This is a genomic window from Leeuwenhoekiella polynyae (assembly GCF_004104075.1).
GTDB lineage: Bacteria > Bacteroidota > Bacteroidia > Flavobacteriales > Flavobacteriaceae > Leeuwenhoekiella > Leeuwenhoekiella polynyae.
In genome coordinates, this window is record NZ_QOVK01000016.1 from 71901 (window position 1) to 94719 (window position 22819).

20 protein-coding genes are annotated in these 22819 nt (G+C 39.3%); 9 read left to right on the forward strand and 11 right to left on the reverse strand.

What is annotated here, in order from left to right; genetic code table 11:
* The first annotated feature begins 141 nt into the window (after nt 1-141).
* The 9 genes from DSM02_RS14865 (at nt 142) to DSM02_RS14905 (ending at nt 10370) form a co-directional block, all read left to right on the forward strand.
* Nucleotides 142-501: a BlaI/MecI/CopY family transcriptional regulator gene (locus tag DSM02_RS14865; protein WP_128766351.1), complete on the forward strand. Its 360-nt coding sequence runs from the start codon at nt 142-144 to the stop codon at nt 499-501.
* A gap of 1 nt (nt 502) precedes the next feature.
* Complete coding sequence (locus DSM02_RS14870) at nt 503-2002, forward strand: M56 family metallopeptidase (protein ID WP_128766352.1); 1500 nt, start codon at nt 503-505, stop codon at nt 2000-2002.
* Nucleotides 2003-2071: 69 nt separating this feature from the next.
* Nucleotides 2072-3580, forward strand: a complete 1509-nt coding sequence (locus tag DSM02_RS14875; protein ID WP_128766353.1) for a M56 family metallopeptidase — start codon at nt 2072-2074, stop codon at nt 3578-3580.
* Between the two features lie 11 nt (nt 3581-3591).
* Nucleotides 3592-4224 (forward strand): energy transducer TonB, encoded by a 633-nt coding sequence (locus tag DSM02_RS14880; protein ID WP_128766354.1) that lies wholly within the window; start codon nt 3592-3594, stop codon nt 4222-4224.
* Nucleotides 4225-4233: 9 nt separating this feature from the next.
* Nucleotides 4234-5451, forward strand: coding sequence for a tetratricopeptide repeat protein (locus tag DSM02_RS14885; RefSeq protein WP_128766355.1), 1218 nt, complete (start codon nt 4234-4236; stop codon nt 5449-5451).
* Nucleotides 5452-5581: 130 nt separating this feature from the next.
* Nucleotides 5582-6763, forward strand: a complete 1182-nt coding sequence (locus tag DSM02_RS14890; protein WP_128766356.1) for a TlpA family protein disulfide reductase — start codon at nt 5582-5584, stop codon at nt 6761-6763.
* Nucleotides 6764-6816: 53 nt separating this feature from the next.
* A complete protein-coding gene (locus DSM02_RS14895; protein ID WP_128766357.1) occupies nt 6817-7569 on the forward strand; it encodes a head GIN domain-containing protein in 753 nt (250 codons plus the stop codon).
* A 177-nt stretch (nt 7570-7746) separates the two neighbouring features.
* Entirely contained in the window at nt 7747-8679 is a 933-nt protein-coding gene (gene era, locus DSM02_RS14900; RefSeq protein WP_128766358.1) for a GTPase Era, read from the forward strand.
* Between the two features lie 203 nt (nt 8680-8882).
* Nucleotides 8883-10370 carry a hypothetical protein gene (locus tag DSM02_RS14905; protein WP_128766359.1) on the forward strand — a complete coding sequence of 496 codons (1488 nt, stop codon included), beginning with the start codon at nt 8883-8885 and terminating at the stop codon, nt 10368-10370.
* Between the two features lie 77 nt (nt 10371-10447).
* Here DSM02_RS14905 and arsM read toward each other — a convergent pair whose 3' ends face one another.
* The 11 genes from arsM to DSM02_RS14960 all read right to left on the reverse strand — a co-directional run bounded on the left by arsM (nt 10448) and on the right by DSM02_RS14960 (nt 22732).
* Complete coding sequence (arsM, locus tag DSM02_RS14910) at nt 10448-11416, reverse strand: arsenosugar biosynthesis arsenite methyltransferase ArsM (RefSeq protein WP_128766360.1); 969 nt, start codon at nt 11414-11416, stop codon at nt 10448-10450.
* A gap of 49 nt (nt 11417-11465) precedes the next feature.
* Entirely contained in the window at nt 11466-12347 is an 882-nt protein-coding gene (locus DSM02_RS14915; RefSeq protein WP_128766361.1) for a metallophosphoesterase family protein, read from the reverse strand.
* Complete coding sequence (locus DSM02_RS14920) at nt 12329-13666, reverse strand: SLC5/6 family protein (RefSeq protein ID WP_128766362.1); 1338 nt, start codon at nt 13664-13666, stop codon at nt 12329-12331. The genes DSM02_RS14915 and DSM02_RS14920 overlap by 19 nt, the downstream gene beginning before the upstream one ends.
* A 25-nt stretch (nt 13667-13691) precedes the next feature.
* Entirely contained in the window at nt 13692-15134 is a 1443-nt protein-coding gene (locus tag DSM02_RS14925) for a SusD/RagB family nutrient-binding outer membrane lipoprotein (RefSeq protein WP_128766363.1), read from the reverse strand.
* A 31-nt stretch (nt 15135-15165) separates the two neighbouring features.
* Nucleotides 15166-18381: a SusC/RagA family TonB-linked outer membrane protein gene (locus tag DSM02_RS14930; RefSeq protein ID WP_128766364.1), complete on the reverse strand. Its 3216-nt coding sequence runs from the start codon at nt 18379-18381 to the stop codon at nt 15166-15168.
* Nucleotides 18382-18451: 70 nt separating this feature from the next.
* On the reverse strand, nt 18452-19135 hold the full coding sequence (locus DSM02_RS14935) for a TIGR04282 family arsenosugar biosynthesis glycosyltransferase (RefSeq protein WP_128766365.1): 684 nt from the start codon (nt 19133-19135) through the stop codon (nt 18452-18454).
* A 20-nt stretch (nt 19136-19155) separates the two neighbouring features.
* On the reverse strand, nt 19156-20223 hold the full coding sequence (gene arsS, locus DSM02_RS14940) for an arsenosugar biosynthesis radical SAM (seleno)protein ArsS (RefSeq protein WP_128766366.1): 1068 nt from the start codon (nt 20221-20223) through the stop codon (nt 19156-19158).
* 67 nt (nt 20224-20290) lie between these two features.
* Entirely contained in the window at nt 20291-20626 is a 336-nt protein-coding gene (locus DSM02_RS14945) for an arsenosugar biosynthesis-associated peroxidase-like protein (RefSeq protein ID WP_128766367.1), read from the reverse strand.
* A 90-nt stretch (nt 20627-20716) separates the two neighbouring features.
* Complete coding sequence (locus tag DSM02_RS14950) at nt 20717-21529, reverse strand: purine-nucleoside phosphorylase (RefSeq protein ID WP_128766368.1); 813 nt, start codon at nt 21527-21529, stop codon at nt 20717-20719.
* Nucleotides 21530-21536: 7 nt separating this feature from the next.
* Nucleotides 21537-22217: a TIGR04282 family arsenosugar biosynthesis glycosyltransferase gene (locus DSM02_RS14955; protein WP_128766369.1), complete on the reverse strand. Its 681-nt coding sequence runs from the start codon at nt 22215-22217 to the stop codon at nt 21537-21539.
* Between the two features lie 29 nt (nt 22218-22246).
* Entirely contained in the window at nt 22247-22732 is a 486-nt protein-coding gene (locus tag DSM02_RS14960) for a rhodanese-like domain-containing protein (RefSeq protein ID WP_128766370.1), read from the reverse strand.
* Nucleotides 22733-22819: the final 87 nt, after the last annotated feature.

Consider the following 22819-nt stretch of genomic DNA (forward strand, 5'->3'; position numbering starts at 1 on the left):
TGAAAGAGTTGTAGTTAATAAAACTGACACCTCAAATAAAGTATTTTAAAATTTTTTATAACTAACTTGTTAGTTTAACTAATAAATCAGTTATATTTGAATGAATCAAAACAATTACTAATCCCTAACTAGTTTAAAATTATGAAACAATTAACCAAAGCAGAAGAAGAGGTAATGCAGATTCTATGGGATCTGGGAGAAGCTAATGTAGCAGCTGTTCTTGACGAAATGCCAGAGCCTAAGCCGGCCTACAATACGGTATCTACGATCGTGCGAATTTTAGAGACTAAATCTTTTGTAGGATTTAGAAAAGAGGGTAGAGGGCATATCTACTTTCCGTTGGTTAAAAAATCAGATTACAGCAGTGCTTCGATGTCTAAGATGGTCAATGATTATTTTAATGGAAGTTTTAAGAGTATGGTTTCTTTTTTCGTCAAGAAAAAAGAAATGAGTGCCAGCGAACTGGAGTCTATTTTAAAAGAAATTAATAAAAAAGAGTAGTATGGTGCGGTATCTACTTGAAGTTTTTGTGATTCAGGCGTTGTTTCTGAGTGTCTACCAGTTCTGGTTGCGTAAAGAAACCTTTTTCAATGTCAACAGGCTCTACTTAATAGGCAGTGTACTATTAGCTTTCGCATTACCGTTTATGCAGTTTGAATTCTTTCAAAATCAAATTCCGCTTCGCGAAAATATTCAAGTATTACCAGAAGTCATTATTGGTGTCCAACCTGTTAATGCTGCGGAAATTCTAGCCCCTCAAAAAACAAACTGGCCATTTATAGCACTTTTAATTTATTGTAGTGGTTTACTGTTTGCTCTTTTATTATTCATTCGTAAATACCTAAAAATCAGTTGCTATTATAAATATAGAAAGGTCTCTGGTCAAAAGGTTATTACAGTGCCTGATAGTGATATTGCTTTTACCTTTTTGAATACCATTTTTATAGGTGATAATATTAATGACGAAGCTAAAAAGCATATTCTGGCACACGAAGAAGTGCATTTAAAAGAGAAACATGGTTTTGATCTGTTGGTTTTTGAAATACTTCGATTGGTGTTTTGGTTTAATCCGCTGGTCTACATCTATCAGACTAAAATTGCCGAACTCCATGAGTTCATCGCTGATGCTCACGCCACTCAAACGACCGAAAAGAAAGTGTATTACAATCAATTGCTCAATAGTGCTTTTGGTACGCAACACATTTCATTCATCAATACCTTTTTTAATCATTCATTAATCAAAAAACGAATTCTTATGTTACAGAAACAATCAAAAAGTAAAGCCAAATGGAAGTACCTCTTACTGCTTCCACTTGTTGCTGGTGTTCTCACCTATGTAGGTTGTACCAATGATACAAAAACGACGCAAAGCGCCGCTAAAGAAGATTTGGAAATGCAAATCGTAGCCTTAAAAGATGAACTCAAAGCTAAAGCCAATCCTTCTCAGGAAGAATTAAAGGAGCTAAAGAAACTCGAAGACCAGTACCGTGATCAGCTTGACTTAGCACCTACATTAGCCCTTAATGAATTAGTCATGGTAGGGTATCGTGACGTCAGTAACGAAGCTGAGCAAACGCAAAATGCTACTCCAGAATCTAAACAGAAAGAATCAATTAAGTTAAATGAGCCGGCTTATGCAGCTTCAGAAATACCTGTAGCATTTGTAGATGAGGTGCCTGTTTTTACGGGGTGTGAAGGACTAAATAATCAGGAACGTCTGGAATGTATGTCAAGCAAAATGAATCAACTCGTGAATATTAACTTTAATTCTGGTCTTGGTGAAGAGCTTAAATTAGAAGGGGTGAATCGAATTTATGTGCGCTTTGTAATTGATGCACAAGGTAAAGTGACCAAAATTGGTACGCGTGCAGACTACCCTGAATTAGAACAGGAAGCGAAGCGTGTAATTAGTACGCTGCCAAAGATGACTCCGGCTACGCAACTAGGAGAACCTGTAGCGATTCAATATTCACTGCCTATCACCTTTGTGATAAGAGCATAAAGTAGCTTATTTGGATTGAGTTCCGGCAAATTTGAATCTATCTTATAAAAGAACTAAAAAAGAGGAGTTATGCTAAAGTATTTAATTGAAGTTATCGCTTTTCAGGCCTTATTTCTGGCAGTGTACCAGTTTTGGTTGCGTAAAGAGACGTTTTTTAATGTCAATCGCGTCTATCTGATCAGCACTGCATTACTTGCTTTTGCGTTACCTTTTATGGAGTTTGAAATTTTTCAGAACCAACTTCCCATAGCTCAAAACATTTATTTTCTGCCAGAGGTTGTAGTATCTGCAGAAAATCAAAATGTTGCTGTAGACCCTGTTCAGCAAGAGACAGATTGGAGTATTTATTTGTTATTATATGCAGCGGGTGTGTTCTTTAGCACGGGAATGTTATTTAGAAAATATCAGGAAGTTCAACGCTACTTTCGGTTCAGGCAAAAGGCAGACCATCGTATAATCAATATCCCTAACAGTGATGCTGCATTTACCTTTATGGGGACCATATTCCTAGGAAATAATATTTCACCAGAAGCCAAAGAACATATTCTGGCGCATGAAGAAGTGCATTTAAAACAACATCACGGTCTTGACTTGTTTCTTTTTGAAATGTTGAGAGTTGTGTTTTGGTTCAATCCGCTGGTGTATATCTATCAGAATAAAGTAGCCGAGTTGCACGAGTTTATTGCCGATGCTCAGGCTACTAAAAAGACCGAAAAGAAATCCTATTACAATCAGTTGCTCAATACCGCTTTTGGTACACACGAAATCTCATTCATCAATACATTTTTCAATCATTCATTAATCAAAAAACGAATTCTTATGTTACAAACACAATCTAAAAAGAAGGCAAAATGGAAGTATTTAATAGTGGTTCCACTTATAGCCGGAATTCTAACTTATGTAGGCTGTACCGATGAAAATGAAGTCGCTCCGAATAATACAGCACTTACATTAGAAGAACAGTTAGCAGATTTACAAGCTACCATTGATGCTAAAGAAAGTCTCACCGAAGAAGAAAGGAACCAGCTTGGGCGTATTGCTATGGCCGGTATGAAAGGAAGTAAACGGTTTAAAATTGACACTCAAGGAAAAGTTATTGAAGTTACAGAATGGGAAGAATCAAATAATCAGAAGCTTGATGAAACAGTTATTGTAGGATATGGATCACCTGATGATAAGATTATAGAAGTGTCAGAATTTAATATAAATGATCAAGAATTAAATGATATCCCTTTCGCAGTTATTGAGGAGGTTCCTGTTTTTCCGGGATGTGAATCCTATGGTCAGAAGGCTAAAAAAGAGTGTATGTCCAATTTAGTTTCGCAATTCGTCAATAAAAATTTTAATACCAATCTAGGTAAAGAACTAGGACTTACAGGTATCAATCGTATTTATGTGCGCTTTAAGATTGACATTCAAGGTAATATCGTAGATGTTCAATCTCGTGCTTCTCACCCAAAATTGGAGGAAGAAGCCGTTCGCGTGATAAGTTTGTTGCCTAAAATGACTCCTGGTAAGCAACGTGGAGAAGCCGTAAATGTACTGTATTCGCTTCCGATTGTATTTCAAACAAACTAAAATTCGGGAAGATGAGATTAGTTAGTAAAATAGTTGGTTTAAGCTTTATTTGTGCTATCCTTTCTTGCACTTCAGAATCTGAGAAAAAAGATATTGCTCAGCTTTCTTTTGAAGATAAGGTATCCAATCTTGAAGCAACTTTAGCAGCAAAATCAGAATTAACTCAGGAAGAGCAAGCTCATTTGAAGAATTTAAATGATCTGATTACCAATAAAGCTTTTAAGCCTTCCATAAAAGCGAGTGATCCCAATCACTCTTTTAATTTTAATGACTTGGGCCGTGATCGGGTAGAATTTAATTCCATAACAGAACCGCCCTACTATAGTTCGTGCGACAACACAGATATGGAACTAAGACGCGCTTGCACAGAAGAGGCAGTCGCAGCTTATGTAAACACTTATTTTAGTCCGGAAGTATATAAGAATTCTAAGGTAAGCGGTCGTTATGAAATGACAGCCAGCTTTTTAATCGACACCGAAGGAAACATTCAAGATGTAAAAATCAGAAATGATTCTAATAAGGCCTTAAGTGCTGAAGCTAAGCGTGTGTTAGAAAGTTTACCACAAATGAAACCCGGTAAACACAAGGGTAAGCCCATGGCAGCACTGTATACGCAACCTATAATTTATAATGTAAAGCCTTAAAAAGAATACATGCGAAGTTTTTATCTAGTTGTATTTTTAGTACTAGCCAGCCGAGCCGAAGCTCAAAACGTGTCGGCTTTGGCCGTTGGTGATAGTCTATATGCTTTGGGAAACTATAGCAAGGCAATAGCTAACTATGAGCAGATTAAAAATAAAAAGGAATCAGTCTATCTGAAGTTGGCACGTGCACATCAGGCCAAAGGCACACTTGACGATGCTTTGGCTAATTACAAATTAGCCGCAACCAGCACTGATGAAGCAATTGCTATGAACGAGTATGGAAAGTTGCTCATCACTAAACGTAAATTTGCAGCGGCAGACAGCGTCTTTTCAGAATTGATTTCAGTTTACAATACCAACCCGGATTTTTATTATCAGCGTGGGAGGGCAAAGGAATTGATACCGCGAAATATCAAAATAGACGCTACCGATTCTACCACGACTGCAGAAGAAAATCTTTATCCTTACATACAGGATTACAAACAAGCTGTTGCTTTAGACAGTACCCATCAAAAAGCATTAGGAGAGTTAGCCGTGTTTTATCTAAAACGGAAGGATTATAAATTAGTCGAAAAACTAGCCTTCAAAGCTTTAGAGAGCTACCCCACAAATGTTGAAATTATAAGCACACTTGCACAAAGCTATTACCACAAAGGTTGGAATGAAGAAGGAATCGAATGGTTTGAAAAACTCTTAGAACTGGGGCAAGACACCCAATTTATAAGAGAAAAGCTAGGCAATTTGTATTATAAAAAGCGCCGTTATGAAGATGCGATAGAACAGTATTTAGGAGCTTTAAATTTTTCTCCGGAAGATGATTATGTGCATGCGACACTTGCCAAATTATATAATTTTACAAAAGATTTAAAGGCTGCTGAAACCCACGGTTTATTGGCAATTCTATATAAAGATCAGCCGCTTTTTGAAGAATATTACACACTTTCTCGCACGTATGAGATGAAGAAAGATTGGAAAAATGCGATGAAGTATGTAAACCGGTCTCTAGAAGAAAATCCCAGAAATCAAAAAGCGGAATACACTAAAGTCGTTATCGCAGATAATTATTATGAAGACCGCCGTACTGTTTTAAAACTTTATGAAGAATTCATACAAAAATACGAGGACGGAAAATATGCGAAGTACGATCCTACTTTAAGGCTGGCCCGGGAACGCCGCGATAAACTCAATAGGGAGATCTTTATGGCAGATGGCGAGGAAGAAGAATAAATAGCCGAGATACTTTTGATAATTTCTCAGTGTTGAATTTTGCAACTTTCGAAAAAGAAAATTGTCTTTAAAAAAAATCACACTTAAATACAGTTCTTTTTTAGATAAAATCAAAACACAACTGAATCCAATGAAGAAATTAAGTTGCTTGGCAGCCCTCATACTTACCTTAAGTGGTTACTGTCAAAAATCTGATCGTCAAATTTTAATGACAACTATAGACGAATTAAACAAAATTGAAACAGTTCATTATCAAACCAAGAATGAGTCTATTGAAAGTGGTGTTACATTTCAAGAATTCGATGCTTCGGTATTTTTTGATTTTAGAAATACAACAACTACTCCAAGATATTATCTTGAACAAGATGAAATGGAATTAATTTTTGATGGTCAGAGGCATATTATGTCGCTATCAGATGAAAAAATAATAGTTACAAATAATAAGCCCAATGTCAACAACCCTTTGCTTTTAAGTTTGTATTCTATTAAGGTATTATTACCTCAAATGCTACAAAATAAAAATGTTACGATTTCTAGAAAAAAGGACACTCTAATAAATAATTCGAAAAATTATGTGTTTGAACTCAGCTTCAAAAATGGTTATCTGGATTTTAATAAATTAACGTTAACGTATTTTCCTGAGGCAAATTTTCAGTCCAATTACTTATTAATGGTAGATAAGTTAAGTTATTTACCCACAAAAATGATTATGCCAAATGGCGATACTGGTAGCATAAGTAGGACATATGATAATTTAGATTTCAATTATGTAGTTGATGAAGACATATGGTCTGGAAATCAGTTTTCGTCTGATTATGAAAAAATCACGTTTGAAGAATATAATAATCGTATGCAAGCAAAAATGACTTTAAACTCAAAAGGAAATAAAAATGAAATCGGCAAAAGAAAAATTACAGATTGGAAAATACCAAATTTAAAAACCGACGAATTAATTGACTTTTCTACATTCGAAGGAAAAGTAGTTTTACTGGAATTTTGGTTTAAGTTCTGTGGGCCTTGTGTTCAAGCTGTACCTCAATTGAATTCAATGAATGAAAAATATAAAAATGAAGACTTTTTAATGTACGGTGTTGAATTTCACGAAAATGATCCGAGAAAAAACTTACTGGAGTATATTTCTAAAATAGGGATGAATTATTCCACACTTTACAAAGGCAAAGAGATCGCAACTAATTTTTCTATAGGTGCAGCACCAACATTTATGATTCTTGATAAGAAAGGAAATGTTGTTTTTCTAGAGTCCGGATTTGACCAGAGCAAAATAGAAAAAATACTAAAAGACTATTTGTAAAAAGAATAATTTTTGGGATGATTGCTTACTTTTAGCATTCCTAATCATGCGCTGTGAAAAACTACTTACTTCTATCGTTTAGCTTTATCTTTTTGCTTTCGTGTAATTCAGAAAAAGGGCTCAACTGTTTTCAGGCAGAAGGCGATCGCATCGAGCGCGTATTTCCGGTAGAAGATTTTACTGCTGTTGTAGTTGAAGAGCGTTTGCAACTCATCGTAAAACAAGGAGCAGAACAAAAAGTGGTTATTGCTACAGGAGAAAATCTTATCAACGATATTGAAGTAAGTGTGACCAATGGGGTACTTACGGTTCTTAATGAGAACGGATGCAACCTGGTGCGTGATTACAACATCAGCACGGTCTACGTGACATCGCCTAATCTAACTGAAATACGCAATGCTTCTGGATATGAGGTTCAAAGTGATGGCGTTCTTGCCTATGATTCCTTAACCCTTACCAGCGAGGATCTTGAAGAAGAAGATGTGTATCATAAAGATGGTGATTTCCGTTTAGAGTTGGATGTAAACGAACTCAATATAACCGCAAACGGACTCACTAATTTCTATATTTCCGGCGCAGCCGAAACGGCTAATATTGAGTTTTTAGAAGGCGATATTCGCTTTGAAGGAGCAGATTTTTTAATTCAAAACGCAAACATCTACCACCGTGGGACCAATAAGGTTATTGTCAACCCTATTCAGTCCTTGCGCGGAAGTGTGTTGAGTACAGGTGATTTGATCTCGATCAACCGCCCGCCTCTTGTTGAGGTTGAAGAGACGTATACAGGGCGATTAATTTTCCAATAGCGCAAAGCGTTTTGGTCATTTCCGCGAAGTCGGAAATCTCATAGGCTCCTCCCATTTTTAAGGGGAGGTGTTTTCGGTTATACCGAAAACGGAGGGGTTATAATTCCGCGAAGGCGAAAATCCCATTCGCTGATTTTTAACCGTATCTTTGCGGCATAAACCTCAAAATTTTCCCATTTGGAAGCATCACATAACAATCCGTTACGCACAGAATCATCAGAAGAAAAACCGCACAAAGCCGGTTTTGTAAACATCATAGGGAATCCTAATGTGGGTAAATCAACCTTGATGAATGCATTGGTAGGGGAGCGTCTCTCGATCATTACTTCTAAAGCACAAACCACACGGCATCGTATTTTGGGCATTGTAAACGGAGACGACTTTCAGGCAATTTTGAGCGATACGCCCGGGATCATTAAACCGGCTTACGAACTGCAAGCTTCGATGATGGACTTTGTAAAGTCGGCTTTTGAAGATGCAGATGTGCTGATTTATATGGTCGAACTGGGCGAAAAAGAATTGAAAGACGAAGCTTTTTTCAATAAGATCAGAAATACAGATATTCCGGTTTTGTTGCTGATCAATAAAATAGATAAGGGTAATGAAGAGTTGCTGGAAGCCGCCCGTACACACTGGAAAGAGCAGGTGCCTAATGCAGAGATTTTTGCGATTTCAGCTTTAGAAAATTTTGGCGTAGCCGAAGTATTCAACCGTATTCTCGAAGCCTTACCGGTTTCTCCGCCGTTCTATCCTAAAGATGCACTAACCGACAAACCCGAACGCTTTTTTGTAAACGAGATCATTCGCGAAAAGATCCTGATGCATTACAAAAAAGAGATTCCCTACTCGGTAGAAATAGATACTGAAGAGTTTTTTGAAGAAGATAACATCATTAGAATGCGCAGTGTCATTATGGTAGAGCGAGAGAGTCAAAAAGGAATCATCATCGGTCATAAAGGTGCTGCTCTAAAACGTGTGGGTATAGAGGCTCGTAAAGACCTTGAAGTGTTTTTTGGCAAAAAAGTACATATGGAACTCTACGTTAAAGTCAATAAAAACTGGAGAAGCAGCGAACGTGAATTGCGTCGCTTTGGGTATAATGGGAAATAGAGAGGCAGCGCCTCAGGCAATTATATATAATCCTATATTAATTTAGGATAGAACTAATAAAAGCTTCGCACTGCGAGGCTTTTTTAATTGTCAAAAAAAGTTAGAAAAAAATGTGCTTTATCTAAATAACAGGATTCTGTCTTTAAATGATTTTGAGATTTAGTAGTATTGTGACTAATTTATAATTTACCCAATCAATTTTTATGAAGAAATTTTTTTGCTACTTGTTTTTAGGGCTATCTTTTACAAGTTTTGCTCAATCTGAATCTAGTCTGTCTGTTGTTGAAACAACTCCGTTTAGAGATAAGAGTCATAGTGATAAGGTTATAGCTATTAAAACTACTAAGGAAGATATAACAGGGCTTGTTCGTCAGGGTAAAAGAGATCTTTCTTTTGATATATATGATGCGCAACATCAAAATGTTTTTTCAGAAGTTGTCAAAATTCATAAAAAGGAAAAATACATTGGTGACGTATTTTATGAGAATGAATTAAAAATAATCACTGTTCTAAAAGTTAATCGAAATGATCGGGAAGTCTATTGTCATAACTTCAATTTAAAAACAAAAACGCTAGATAAACAGTTGTTGTTTAAGAGCAGTGTAGATAGAAAGCAAGAGCTATTCTATGTTAGTAATAAGAGGCAAACTAGTGTGGCAATCTCACCTAACGGTAAATACATAGCTATTGCTACAGACGATTATAACAAAAACACAAACTCCTACACCATACGTCAGTTTGATACTGAAACTTTAGCGTTGAATTTTAAAAGATCATATCAAAATGATAACGATCGTTATTTTGAGCCAAATGATATTTTTGTAGATAATGAAGCAGCGGTTTATGTTGTGGGTAAATTTTTTAAAGAAGGGCGTGCTCAAAAAAGAAAAAAAGAGGCAAATTATGAGTTTATCCTGAATAAAATAACCTCTCAAGAAAGTCAAAAGTTAGTTATAGCTCTAGAGGATGAATTTGTGCAGTCGCTAAATATTTCTAATAAAGAGGATCAATTGTTTTTAATTGGTTTTTATTCAGAACGTAGAGCACGACGTATAAAAGGTAGCTGTAATTTTACAATAAATAAATCTAGTTTTGATTTAGTTTCTAAAAGTAAAGATCCGCTACCAGTAGTTGTATATGAGGATTTATTTGGGGACGATAAGGGAAAAGATAAAAGTGAGAAAGAGCTTTCTAATTTTACTATAGATCACTTCTTAAACGATGCTAACGGAAATATATATATTCTAGCCGAGGAATTTTATATAAGTTCAAACTACGTATCGACTGGTATGGCAGGAGGTATGATGGTAACTACACCGCATTATGATAATATTATTATTCTTAAATACGACAGTGATGGTAAGTTGCTATGGGGAAGAAGTATTTTTAAACGTTCCACAATTCCATCATATAATGCTTTTGTGAAAGATGATAAGCTCCATGTATTATTGAATTCTGGCAAAAATCTTTCAGAAAAAGATGACGGGCGTACCAAAGCCTCAAAGGGTTGGTTTGAATCATCATCTTTATATGATTTTGAATATGATACTGAAGGAAATGTATCTTATAATAAAATTCAGGATAACAAGGGGTCAACTAAATATTACCCACATAACGGAACTTATGAAAATAATACCTTTTTGATGATGGGTGGTGCCCTTAATCAACGTCAGTTTATGATCTTGAAATAAGTAACTATTTATAATTAATAAAGCCCCGCAATGCGGGGCTTTATTAATTTTCGCCTCCGGCTGCTAGGCGGAGCCGGTTAGCAACAGCCACCGCCATCGTAGTGAAACGTGCTCTCACTGATAAAAATATCATCACGACCTAAAGCAGCTAGCGCCCCTGCAGTTTTATCACAAACCGCAAGCGGTTGGTTTTTGACCAGAACGTGCCCTTTATTATCATCAAAATGATTTTCAGAACCGTAATAAATCGCGGCTTTACCGGTGAAAATACATGGCCCATCTTCCGGCATCGGGTCTTTTATGGCAGCTACCTCAATAGATTCAATATAGATGAGTTCATCTGTTGGGTAGTGTTTGGGATCGAGAATACGGTAGGGTTTGCGGGCACGTATTTCAATCGTTCCAAAACCAGCATCGGTTAATGCTTTTACATATTCTTTTATGGGTAAGCTTCCGCTGAGACACAGCGCACGCAAGCGCTCATCGTTACGCAAAGTTTCGTTCATTTCCTGCTCACATGTAGGGTCACTCATAACCAACCTTCCGTGAGGTTTTAAAACACGGTACATTTCATCAATAGCTTTCTTGAGTTCTTCGGTCTTAAAAATATTGAACAGGCAATTTTGTGCAGCCACATCAATACTGTTATCCTCAACAGGAAGACTCAAAGCATCTCCTTTTTTGAGGTCTACAAACTCACTCTTAAACCAGGGGTTTACCGCTTCGGCTTCAATAAAATTTTTACGCGAAGCTTCCAGCATTTCGTCAACGACATCCACACCGATGACACCGTTTTTTTGACGGGAGAAATAGGCGAACTGTAAAAGTTCCATTCCTCCGCCGGCACCTACATATAAAATACGCGGATTGTTAGTAAGATCCCGGGCATTAACAGTGCTTCCACAACCGTAATTCATCTCCTGCATAATTTTTGGGATTTTTAAACCCGGTAATTCCCAGATCGGGTTGGTGGTGCAGCATAAACCCACATCTGGAGTTAAAGCGGCATCGCGATACACATTTTTGGTAGTCTCTAAATAGCTCATAAATACATGTTTTATGGAAACGGCCGAAACCATCCCGGGTTAAAAATTTTTATAATTGAATACCGAAGCCCTGCAGTCCGCTCTCGTAAGGCGGCAAAATCTCGGTATTATCCCATATTCCTGTGATTAGCGTACGGGCATATTCTTGTGGTAAAAAGTCGATTTGCATCCTGGCATTTGCCAGTTTGTAATTGTACTCCATCTGATGATGTTTAAAATGGAAGGTTTCCATCGAGTCATCAAGAACCGCGTACCAAACTTGAGGCGAACCGTCATTTGCCGGCATCCCGATCACGCCGGGATTGAGCCATATTTTTTCTTCCTTTTCCTGATGAAAGGGCAATCCGCAATGGCCGGCAATAACTACATCAGCATTTGTTGCATCAAAGTTGGTTTGTTTGATGTGCCACTCGGTTGACTTATATATAAATTCGGAAACGTTGAAATAGTCACCGTGAACTACTGTAATGTCTTTTCCCGCAAAGCGGAAGTCAATATGATTGGGTAACGTGGCTATAAAATCAAGTGAACTTTTGCTCAGTTTGCTCTGTGCATACGGAAACCACAGCTGCGAAAAGCCATCGCATCGCGATCCTTTTCTAAAGTCACAGCCACAATCTTCAGCCCCGTCCCGTAACTGGATTTCCACATTCCCCAAAATGCTTTTTGCACCCCAGATCTTAAAGAGCTGAACCGCTTCTTCAGGCTGCGCACAATAGCCTACAATATCACCCGTACAGATGCAATTTTCGGGCGGAATGCGTTGTTCTTCGGCTATACGCTTGAGTTGTTCTAATGCCTGAAGATTGCTATACACGCCACCAAACAACAACACTTTTCCGCTTAGCGAACCCAGATTTACGCGATTTTCGCCATTTGAATGCTTTGAAGCCTGGCTTGTCTCAAGGTTATTTACCACAGTTTTATCCATGCCGGAATCATATATAAAATTAAACACGAAAATATGCCCCAAATATTCACCCAAAGCAGGTCTGCATACGGGCCGCTGGTTAAAATCCAGGAACTTGGGATGAGGTCAAAAATCAATAAAAAACCAAAAGCGATTCCGCAGAAAATGCTCAGGTAAAAACTGATTTTAGGTGCCGGTAATTTCCAGAAAAAGAAAATAGGCGTAAGGCCGATAACCATTGTTCCGGAGATGGTGGTTGCTGATAAAATTTCAGCATCCAGAAAAATAGGTACGGTTCCTAAGACGACCAGAACACACATTGCAATTCTACCAACTGAAATGCTTTCGCCCAGTTTTAAATCAATAGCAGCCAACTTAGAAAACGATGAAAACGTAGAATCTAAAGTTGATGCCGCTGAAGTGATCATAATAAAATTAATGATGAGTAAAATCACGGTTCCAAAGGCTTTACCCACTTCTACAGCCGCCTGTCCTTGCATTCCCATAGTTTTAGCATAAACGCCAATCACACTAAATAAAATGATACAAGCCCCACCGAGAACAGTGGCTAGAAGAAAGCTGCTTAAGGTGACTTTTGGGGAACTTAAAAATGCCCGATCTGTCAAAACCGGGTCATGAAAAGGATAGCTAAAGGATTGCAAAAGTGCTGCAAAAAGCAGGTTTAAGCCCATATCAAAACTCCAAATCCCACTGTTTACCGTTTGCTCAACTGTGAAATTTGTAGTCGAATAAATACTCGCTAAAACCACAAATAGCAAAATCCCGAATAACCCCATCTGAATTACATCGGTAAAGATCGAACTGCCGAGTCCGCCTTTTAAAGAGTAGGCCAGGGTAAGTAACGTAAACACGATTATGGAAGCATAATAGGGGGTGCTGCCCAGATCCCCAAAATAACTACCGATTACCATTGTGTTACTCCAAACCTCGTTAAAGAGTCGTATTGCGATTAAAACGGAGAAGATGCGCATCGCGTTTTTACCAAATCGTGAGGTAAAAAACTCATGTAAACTTTCATAACCACCCCGCGTGCGAATGTTATAAATCAAGATCCCGGCGATTGCAAAAGACAGGTAATAGCCTGCATAAGCAACCCCACCTACGATACCAAATTCTAATCCTAAATTTGCAGCATTGGTGATGCTTTTTGCAAAAATCCAGGAGATAATGAGACTACCCGTAAGCATAAACACATTGGGTGCTTTTTTACGGTGTGTAGCTTTGAAGAAGTCACTTTTAGTTTTGGCCAATGGCGAAATAACAAACAGTATCAAACTTGATACGCTTATTAAACCCCATTGCCAGATTGCTATATTCAATGTTAGTTGTTTATAAATTCAAAAATTAATTATCCCACCATACCGGTGCATTCAGACTGTTATCATTTGTCGCTGCTGCCGCAGCTTGATAGTTGTCTGCATTCAGCGCTTGTTCTTCTGCAGGATAAGGCATACGTAAAGGGATAAGGCCATCATTTAAACTCGCAGCAACCGGTTTAAATTCCGGGAATCCCGTGCGACGCCATTCTACCCAACCTTCATAGCCGTTGATGATATTGGCAATCCATTTTTGGGTAATGATTTGTTGCAGTGGCGTGGTGCCTGCTGCGTTATATGCTGCAGTACCGGTCAAATAATCAGCCGGTAATTCGGTGAGCCAATACTCAAAAGCCAGTTGAACACCTGTATTGTATAAGGTTTCTGCGTCTGCTGAGATATATCCTTTTGCTGCTGCTTCTGCAAGAATAAATTGTGTTTCCCAGGCCGTCATAAAATTAGCGTCTAGTTGAGATGTGTTTTCTCTAAAAAGCGTTCCCGCAAGGGAATAGTTTGCGGGTTCAATAGAAGTTTGCGAGGCGTTTATCCCGTTGATCAATCCGTTAAATGCTCCTGAAGTAGAGTTTGCAAATGGCCTGAAGAAAACAGCGATACGCGGGTCATCAAGATCGGTTAAGATTTCTTCCATGGTTTCAGAAAGTACAAAGTTGTTGAAATCTCCTGCCCGCAATTGCGCAAAGCGGAAACTATTAGGAGCCGAATTTGTAAAATCAAAAACCGCATTGTCTGAATTGTTACTGATGTAATTTCCGGCAGCAAAAATGGAAGCGATTTCACCTGCCACATCTTCCCGACTTGAAATGCGCATCAAAGCTTTCAGCTTTAACGAATTTGCAAACTGAACCCAATTGGCTAAGTCTCCGTTAAAAAGCAAATCTCCTTCTAAAGCTACGGCACCGTCGTATGCGTTGAGTGCAGCAATACCTTGATCCAGATTATCCAGAATTCCGCCTTCGGCGAGATAGATATCTTCTTGCGCGTCATAAGCTGCGGTAACTGTTCCGTTAATACCATCAAAAGCTTCAAAATAGGGGACATCGCCAAAAAGATCCGTCAGGCCTTGTGCCATGTAGGCTTTTAAAATCAATGCGGGGCCTTCATAAACTTTAAAGGTCTCGCTGCTTTGAGCCTGTTGCAGCAGCAGTTCATTATTCCGAAGATTGGTGTAAAAAATGGGCCAGGGATTTCCGCCCAATTGTGGGGATTTTAGCGCGTGACGATCAAATAAATTAAAATCTAATGCGGTGCGGTGCTGGGATAACAAATCGCCGGCGGCAAAACCTTCATAACTCATTTGCTCCCCAAAATCATAGATCACCTGCCGAAGCAACAATCCCGGCTGTACGCTTACCGGCGCATTGGGATTGGTATTTAATTCTTCAAAATCTGCTGTACATCCGGTAAAAATAACCAGCGTTACCATCAGTATTTTATATAGTGTGTTTTTCATCTTTTTAAACGTTTAGATAGTCTTTAAGGCTTTAGAAATTAAAGCCCGCTTTTAAACCAATGCTACGCGTAGTCGCATAACTCATATCTTCAACACCGCTAACAAAACCGGTTCCCTGAACCGCGAGTTGCTCAGGATCAAAATGTGGAATCTCGGAGAACGCAAACAGATTGCGACCCACAAGTGCCAGATCGATGTCCATACCGTTAGATAAGCCTAAAAAGCCATCTTTTAGATTGAAGGTGTAGCCCACAGAAAATTGGCGCAGCTTCAAAAAGGAAGCGTCATAAATATTATTTTCTTCGTGGTTGCGATCGTAAAACTGACGGTAATAGGTTTCTGCTGAAACTGCCGTAGTATTGGGTTCGTATTGCGGATTTGCAGCAGTGCCTATATTTACAACTCCTTGTGGAATTATACCTGCTGCAGGGCGATTAGCGGTTTCTGCAAGCTGGCCGCCAACGGTTCCTAATGCACGGGTACGCGAAACGAGTTCGCCACCTTGTCTCCAGTCGAATAAGAAACTCAAATTCCAGTTTTTATAATTAAAACTGTTGTTCCAACCCAACATAAAATCGGGGGTGTAATTCCCTATTTTCTTTAGATTATTATCTGCGATATAGCTCCCGTCTGCGGTTAAAATAAATTGACCGTCTTCGGTTTTTTGATACCCGGTTCCGTAGATATCCCCAATTTTCCCGCCTTCTTCAACCTGAAACCAAACCGTTTGATTGGCGCTATCATAGATTCGGCTGTAAGCCAGAGTCAGTCTTCCGTCAGACTGCGGTAAGCTTTCTACCCGTGAAGTGCTGGTGCTGAAATTAAAGGTGGTATTCCATTTAAAATTACCAGTCAAAACCGGTGTCATAGCTGCGATTAGCTCAACCCCCTGGGTACGAACTTCACCGCCATTCACCACCTGCTGATTGTAACCTGAAGAAATCGCGATAGGCAAGGAGATGATCTGATCTTTAGTCAACGCATTGTAATAAGTTGCATCGAGGCGAATGCGGTCTTTTAAAAACCGAATATCTGCTCCTACTTCATAAGAAGTGGTTTGCTCCGGTTTTAAATTGGCATTCGGGATAAAATTTTGATTACTGAACGTAGGTTGTCCGTTATACGAAGTCTGAGAAATAAACGCGCCACTGGTTTGATAGGGCTGCGTGTCGTTACCCACCTGCGCCACACTTGCACGAAGTTGCGCATACGAGAACGCTTTCGGTAATTTGGTGACTTCAGAAAGGATAAAACTAGCAGAAGCCGAAGGATAAAAGAATGAAGTACCGTCAACCGAAAATGGGGTTGCCAGAGCACTCGACCAGTCGTTACGTCCGGTTAGATCCAGAAATAGAAACCCGCGGTAGCCTAGTTTTGCAATTCCGTAGAACGAATTGATACGTTTGTTTGATTCAAATTGAAACACATCAATAGGCGATGCGGCATTATTCAGATTGAAAATTCCCGGTTGCGCAAGATTGACGGTTTGCGATTGTTTTGTTGATGCTTTTTGATCCAGACGGTTTCCACCTAAAGAAACATCTAAAGAAATAGCACCAAAGATGTTTTTGTAATTGACTAGGAAATCGGTGTTGATCTCTCGATAAAACACATCGTGCTCGGCGTAGCCTCCATTTTTAAAACGGTTAGAACTGAAAGCCCGGCGTAACTTTCGGGTCTCGCTGGAATAATCCATCCCGGAGCGAAGTGATATGCTCAGGTTGTCTGTAATTTCTTGTTTGATCGACATATTCCCGAAAACACGATCCCGGTTAAACGAGTTGCGGTTTTCGTACATCGTAAAAAACGGATTGTCGAAATACGTGTAATTAAAAGAATAGTGCTGTACACCTTCAAGACCCGGTTGCCAGTATTGACGCAAACTGTTTATGTCTAGCGAGCGCGGTCCCCATGCCACTAGTGCATAATTCACATTTTCACTACCGTACCCATTAGAAGGGCGGTTGTCGCTCCCCGAATTTACATAGCTTATTGAGGCATTAAATGTTGTTTTGTCGGTTGGCTTAAAGTTCAGTTTTGTAGCTAGAGTCTGCCGATCGAGATTGACACCTGGAATGATAGCTTCGCTACGCAGATCGGTAAATGAAATGCGGTAGTTTCCTTTGTCAAAACTACTGCCGATAGCCACATTGTTTATTGTGGTGACTCCGGTCTCGTAAAAATCCTTCAGATTATTGGGATGTGAATTGAAGGCTGTAGGGGTGATGGTGTTCCCTGAATATAACGAAGTGTCACCACCGCGAACTACAGTTCCATCGGCTAAAGTTACTGGTGAATCAAACTGAGCGATTAAGGTACCTTGATCGAGACGTGGTCCCCAGGAATAGGAGATAAGGTCATTAATCCCTCCGCCTAAACCGTCAACAAATTCAAATTGCCCCGAATTTCCCTGACCGTATTGATTTTGAAATTCCGGGAGTTTAAAAGGTGTATCTATAAACAGGGAAGTATTGATGCTAATGCCCAGCCCTTTACGTTGACTTCCGTTTTTGGTTTCAATAATAATAACCCCATTTGAGGCACGCGTACCGTATAGTGCAGCAGCACTGGGGCCTTTTAAAACACTTACCGAAGCGATATCATCAGGATTCACTTCCATCGCGCCATTACCAAAATCGATCTCTTGAAAACCGGCTGCAGCTTCGTTACTTTCGTTAAAAACAGTGTTGTTATTAATGGGCGTTCCATCAACGATAAACAACGGATTGTTGTTAGAAAATGAAGCTTCTCCACGTATGGTGATTTTTGAAGAAGATCCTACTCCGGTCGCACCCTGAGACACCGTTACACCGGCAAGCTTTCCGGCAAGATTATCCAGAAAGTTGGGAGCTTTTACTGCTGAAACTTCTTCGGCCTCTATGGTTTGTACCACATAGCCCAGCTCTTTGGTTTCGCGTTCGAGACCTAAAGCTGTGATGACGACTTCATCTAAATCTGTAGTCGATTCTTGTAGGCTGATATTAATGGTAGTTTGCCCGTTAATCGCGATAGTCTGGGTACTAAATCCTATTGCCGAAAAGCGCAGTTGAGATCCTGTTTCAGGCACTTCGATTTGATAGTTTCCGTTTTCATCGGTGATTGTTGCAGCATCTGTGCCCACAGCAATAACGTTCACAAACGGAACGGTCGAGTCATCATTTGATGTGGTTACGGTACCGGTAATAGTAGTCTGGCCGTTTGCAAATGCATAAAGCAAGAGCATAAGCCCAAGATAAAGGTGTTTCATTTTTTTGTTTCTGATTAGTAAAAGAAAGCTGCCAGATGTACAGCGAGCAGCACGACAACTAGATTTTGTCTTAAATACTTAAACTAACCGGAGAACCTTTATTGTAATAAGTAAGCGAACAGACCTTCTGAAAAAAGAGGTTTTGATAATAGGAAGTTTGAAAGGCTTTCTGAACGTACTTCTTTAAAAGGTGTTGAATCTGGAATGGAAGACTTTTTTTGACTTGTAAAAGTTGCGAAATGTCTGAAGCGGTGTCCAGATCCTGAAGCGTTTCTAGAACTGCAGCTTCAATCTTTTTTGAATGAACCAGACGAATAATACTGGTCATCAAACCCTGAGTCTGCCACGGTAATTTTAAAAAGGAAACCGGGTTGAAATGCGACTTTTTCAGCCCCATTAAGTAAAAACCACCATCTACTGACGGCCCTAAAACTAACGGGTAGGTTTTCAAATGTTCTTCAGCCGCGATGAAATGCTTTTTAGTAAGATGCGGACTGTCATTACCTACACTGATGATCTGGTCAAACCCCAGATTGTAAATATCCTGTATCGCATGGGTAAACCGCTCGCCAAATGTTGTTCCTCGCTGTTTTTCTTCCGAATATAAAAAATACGGCAGTCCGGTTTGTTTAACCGTCTTTAAAACCTGAGCATTGAGCACTTCAAAAACAGAGACCGCATTGCGAAACCCTTTATCTAATGCTTCTTGCTGCGCCGAACGGGCAAAAATTAATATGGCAGTTTTCGTGTTCAATAAAAATGCGTGCTATTGAGTTAAGCAACTGTTCCCTGGCAGCTGCTTCCTGCGCCCGCAGTACAACCGTAGCAATGTTGTGAGATGATGATGTCACGATCGTTAAGCAAATCTTCGTTGTAATCAGAAATATGCTTCACCTTACTGTTGACTTTTAAATCTAACATTTGGTTGAAATCACAATCATACAACCACCCGTCCCAACTGATCGAAATCGTATTGGTACACATCACATTTGCAACTGCAGCCGGATTGTAGGCTTCTACGAGTTGATACATATAATCCTCATAATTTTCTGAAGCGATTAAGTAATCCAGAAAACGGGCGATAGGTAAATTGGTTATGGCAAACAGGTTGTGAAACTGAATCCCAAAATCTTCCATCAGGGCTTTTTTGAAATCTTTTTCCATTCCGGCCTGGTCAGAAGGTAAATACGCGCCATTGGGATTGTAAACCAGGTCTAAGCGCAAATCGCTATCGGGCATTCCGTAGCCTCTTTCATTCAATTCCTGCAAGGCTTTTATAGAAAGATCAAAAACACCTTCGCCGCGTTGTTTATCGGTTTTTCCTCGTGTCCAGTGCGGCATAGAGCTCACCACGTGAACATTGTGTTTTTTAAAAAAATCAGGTAAATCGTAATATTTTTTATTCGCACGAATAATGGTAAGGTTACTGCGCACGATAAAATCTTTGATGCCAGCTTTGCTGGCTTCTTCTACAAAACGTCTGAAATGCGGATTCATCTCAGGAGCGCCACCGGTTAAATCAAGTGTGTGTGCACCTGTATTTTTAATCACTTGGAGACATTGTTCCATCGTCTCCCAGGTCATGATCTCTTTACGATCTGGACCGGCATCTACGTGACAATGCTCACAAACCTGATTACACATATACCCCACATTGATTTGCAGGATCTCTAGCTTTTTAGGGCGTAAGGGAAACTGATTGGTTTCCTTTATTTTTTTTGCAAATGTGGGTAATTCCCCATCAGCAAAAATACCACCCGATAAAATCTCAAGCTGTTTATTAGCCTGAGCCAGATCATCGTGACGTTTATGAAGGGATTTTTTTGTTTTAGTTACAGACATACAGTATTTTTTTCTTTTTCAGCAGTGACTAAGATAAGGTTTAGTTAATGAAACAGTTAGCTAAGGCTTACATTTCTAACTTATTAACCTTATTCATCATCATGGTACCATGTACCAAAGTCGCGCCGCTTTTAATAGCAGCACCTACGTGAATTGCTTCCATCATTTGCTCTTTTGTAACTCCGCGTTGTAAGGTGTCTTTAGTATAGGCATCGATGCAATAGGGACATTGCTCGGTATGCGCAACAGCGAGTGCTATAAGCGCTTTCTCGCGAGCGGTAAGAGCTCCTTCTTCAAAAACTTTTCCGTAGTAATCAAAGAATTTTGTGCCTAGTTCTTCACTCCATTCGGTGATTTTACCAAATTTTCTAAGGTCTGCGGGATCGTAATAATTATTAGCCATTTTGTTTTTTATTTCGAGTTATTCAATATTCATAACTACATGAGTAGTTACGGAGATTTGTAAAGTATGGTTTTTATAAGACTGAAAATCCTAAAGTTTTTCGATGAGTTGTGTAAAAAGCAGTACCATATTCGGTTCGGCTAGTGCAGCAGCATCCATAATATCCTGAATGTTTACCGGCTCCAGATTCTCAGGGTCACACTCGTCTGTAATTACCGAAACGGCAGCAACAGGCAGATCGAGGTGATTGGCTACAATAACTTCCGGAACGGTACTCATCCCCACTGTGTCAGAACCTATTATCTTTAAGAAGCGATATTCAGCGCGGGTTTCCAACTGAGGTCCTACCACAGATGTATAAACACCTTCGTGTAACGTGATGTTATTTTCTAGAGCGATTTCTTTTAAAATATTCCGCATAGGTACATCATAGGGTTCACTCATATCAGTGAAACGAGAGCCTAATTGCTCAACCCCTTTAAATGCTAAAGGAGAGCCGCCCTGCAAATTGATGTGGTCTTCAATGAGCATAATTTCGCCCTTCTTAAAGTTGAGGTTGATTGCGCCGGCCGCATTACTAATGAGGAGTTTTTTGATGCCCAGTTCGTTCATAACCCGTACCGGGTAACTTACATCACGTAAGGTGTAGCCCTCGTAAATATGAAAACGCCCCTGCATCACAATGACTTTTTTTCCGCCCAGCGTACCGTAAATCAATTTTCCGGTATGGAATTCTACCGTGGCCGTAGGGAAATTAGGAATGTGATTATAACTTACCGAGCTGATGATTTCAACTTTGTCAACAAACTGCCCAAGGCCGGTTCCTAAAATGATACCGATCTCGGGAGCTTCAAAGCCACGCGCTTTTAAGAATTGCGCAGATTCTTCAATAAATTTTTTCATAGGTTGTTTATTTCAAATGTTGTGGTAAAAAAGGGAAAAACGCCTCAATACCTTTTATGTCTTCGTAGTAATCTACATCATTACGGGTTTCTAGCAATTTAACAGATTCTTCTTTCAAATCAGCAAGTGTATCGTTAAGAACGGTTTCTGTCCCCCATTCTTTATGCTGAAAGAGTTCGGGTTTAAGCACATTCATTCCCAGTAAATAGTAGCCGCCATCTTCTGCGGGCCCTATTACAAAATTGTGATCATCCAGTGCAGCAAATGCCTGCTCAATGTCTTTTTGCGACAGGTCATACATGTCACTGCCTATGATTATTGCTTTCTGATAGCCGCTTTTAAAAGCATCTTGAAATGCACGTTGCATACGTAAGCCCAGATCTTCACCGTGTTGTAGTTTTTTAGTAAATTTCTCTTCATCCCAAAAATCTCCAGAGCGTATTTTTTCAGAATAAAAAACCTGCTTGTCTGCACTTAAACCGCTGGTGATCTTAACGGTGTGCTGTAATAGAAATTTGTAAATGTCTAGAGCAGCTTGATCACCCACTCCGCCGGCAAGACGTGTTTTTACTTTGCCTAATTCCGGATTCCGGGTAAAAATTAAAAGAGCTTTATCTGATGTAGGGAAATGGAATTCTGCCTCGAAGTCTTTATCTTCGTTTGTGTCTTTTTTACTGAGTAGACCCATTAGTATTTGTTAATTGATAATGATCAAATTTAATGAACCGCAATCCCCGTTCTTAAATAATCTTCCCAATTTTTTGCAAACGTGTGTATTTTTTGGGTGGATTTACCTTTATTATCGATCACTTCATAGCCTGCATCCTTCCAGGCGAAGATGCCGCCGTAAAGGTTGTGGAGTTGCTTTTTGCTCGTTCTATTTAATTTCTCACCATAGTCTTCACTGCGAATGCCAACTGTACAATAGACTACTACTGGTTTTTTTGCATTCAGGATAGAATCTAAGAGTTCTTCATCAGGTTTTTCTCCCACCCAAACCGCGTTGGGAATATGACTCACATTAAACTCCGCTCTTTTGCGTGTATCTAGAATAATATAGGCTTCGGGTTGCATTTTGAGTTCTTGCACAGAGATATAAGGCACACTGCGCGTGTTGTAAACATCGAGTAATTTGTCTATGGATTTTTTTTGACCGAAGCCACAAATTGGAATCGATAGTATGAAAATTAGTGCGAATCTCATTAAGGGTTTGAGTTGTTATAGGTAGCTGTAAAACCTACGAAGAAAAACCTTTTGTGGTTTGTTTTGTAAATAAATCTCTATAATATC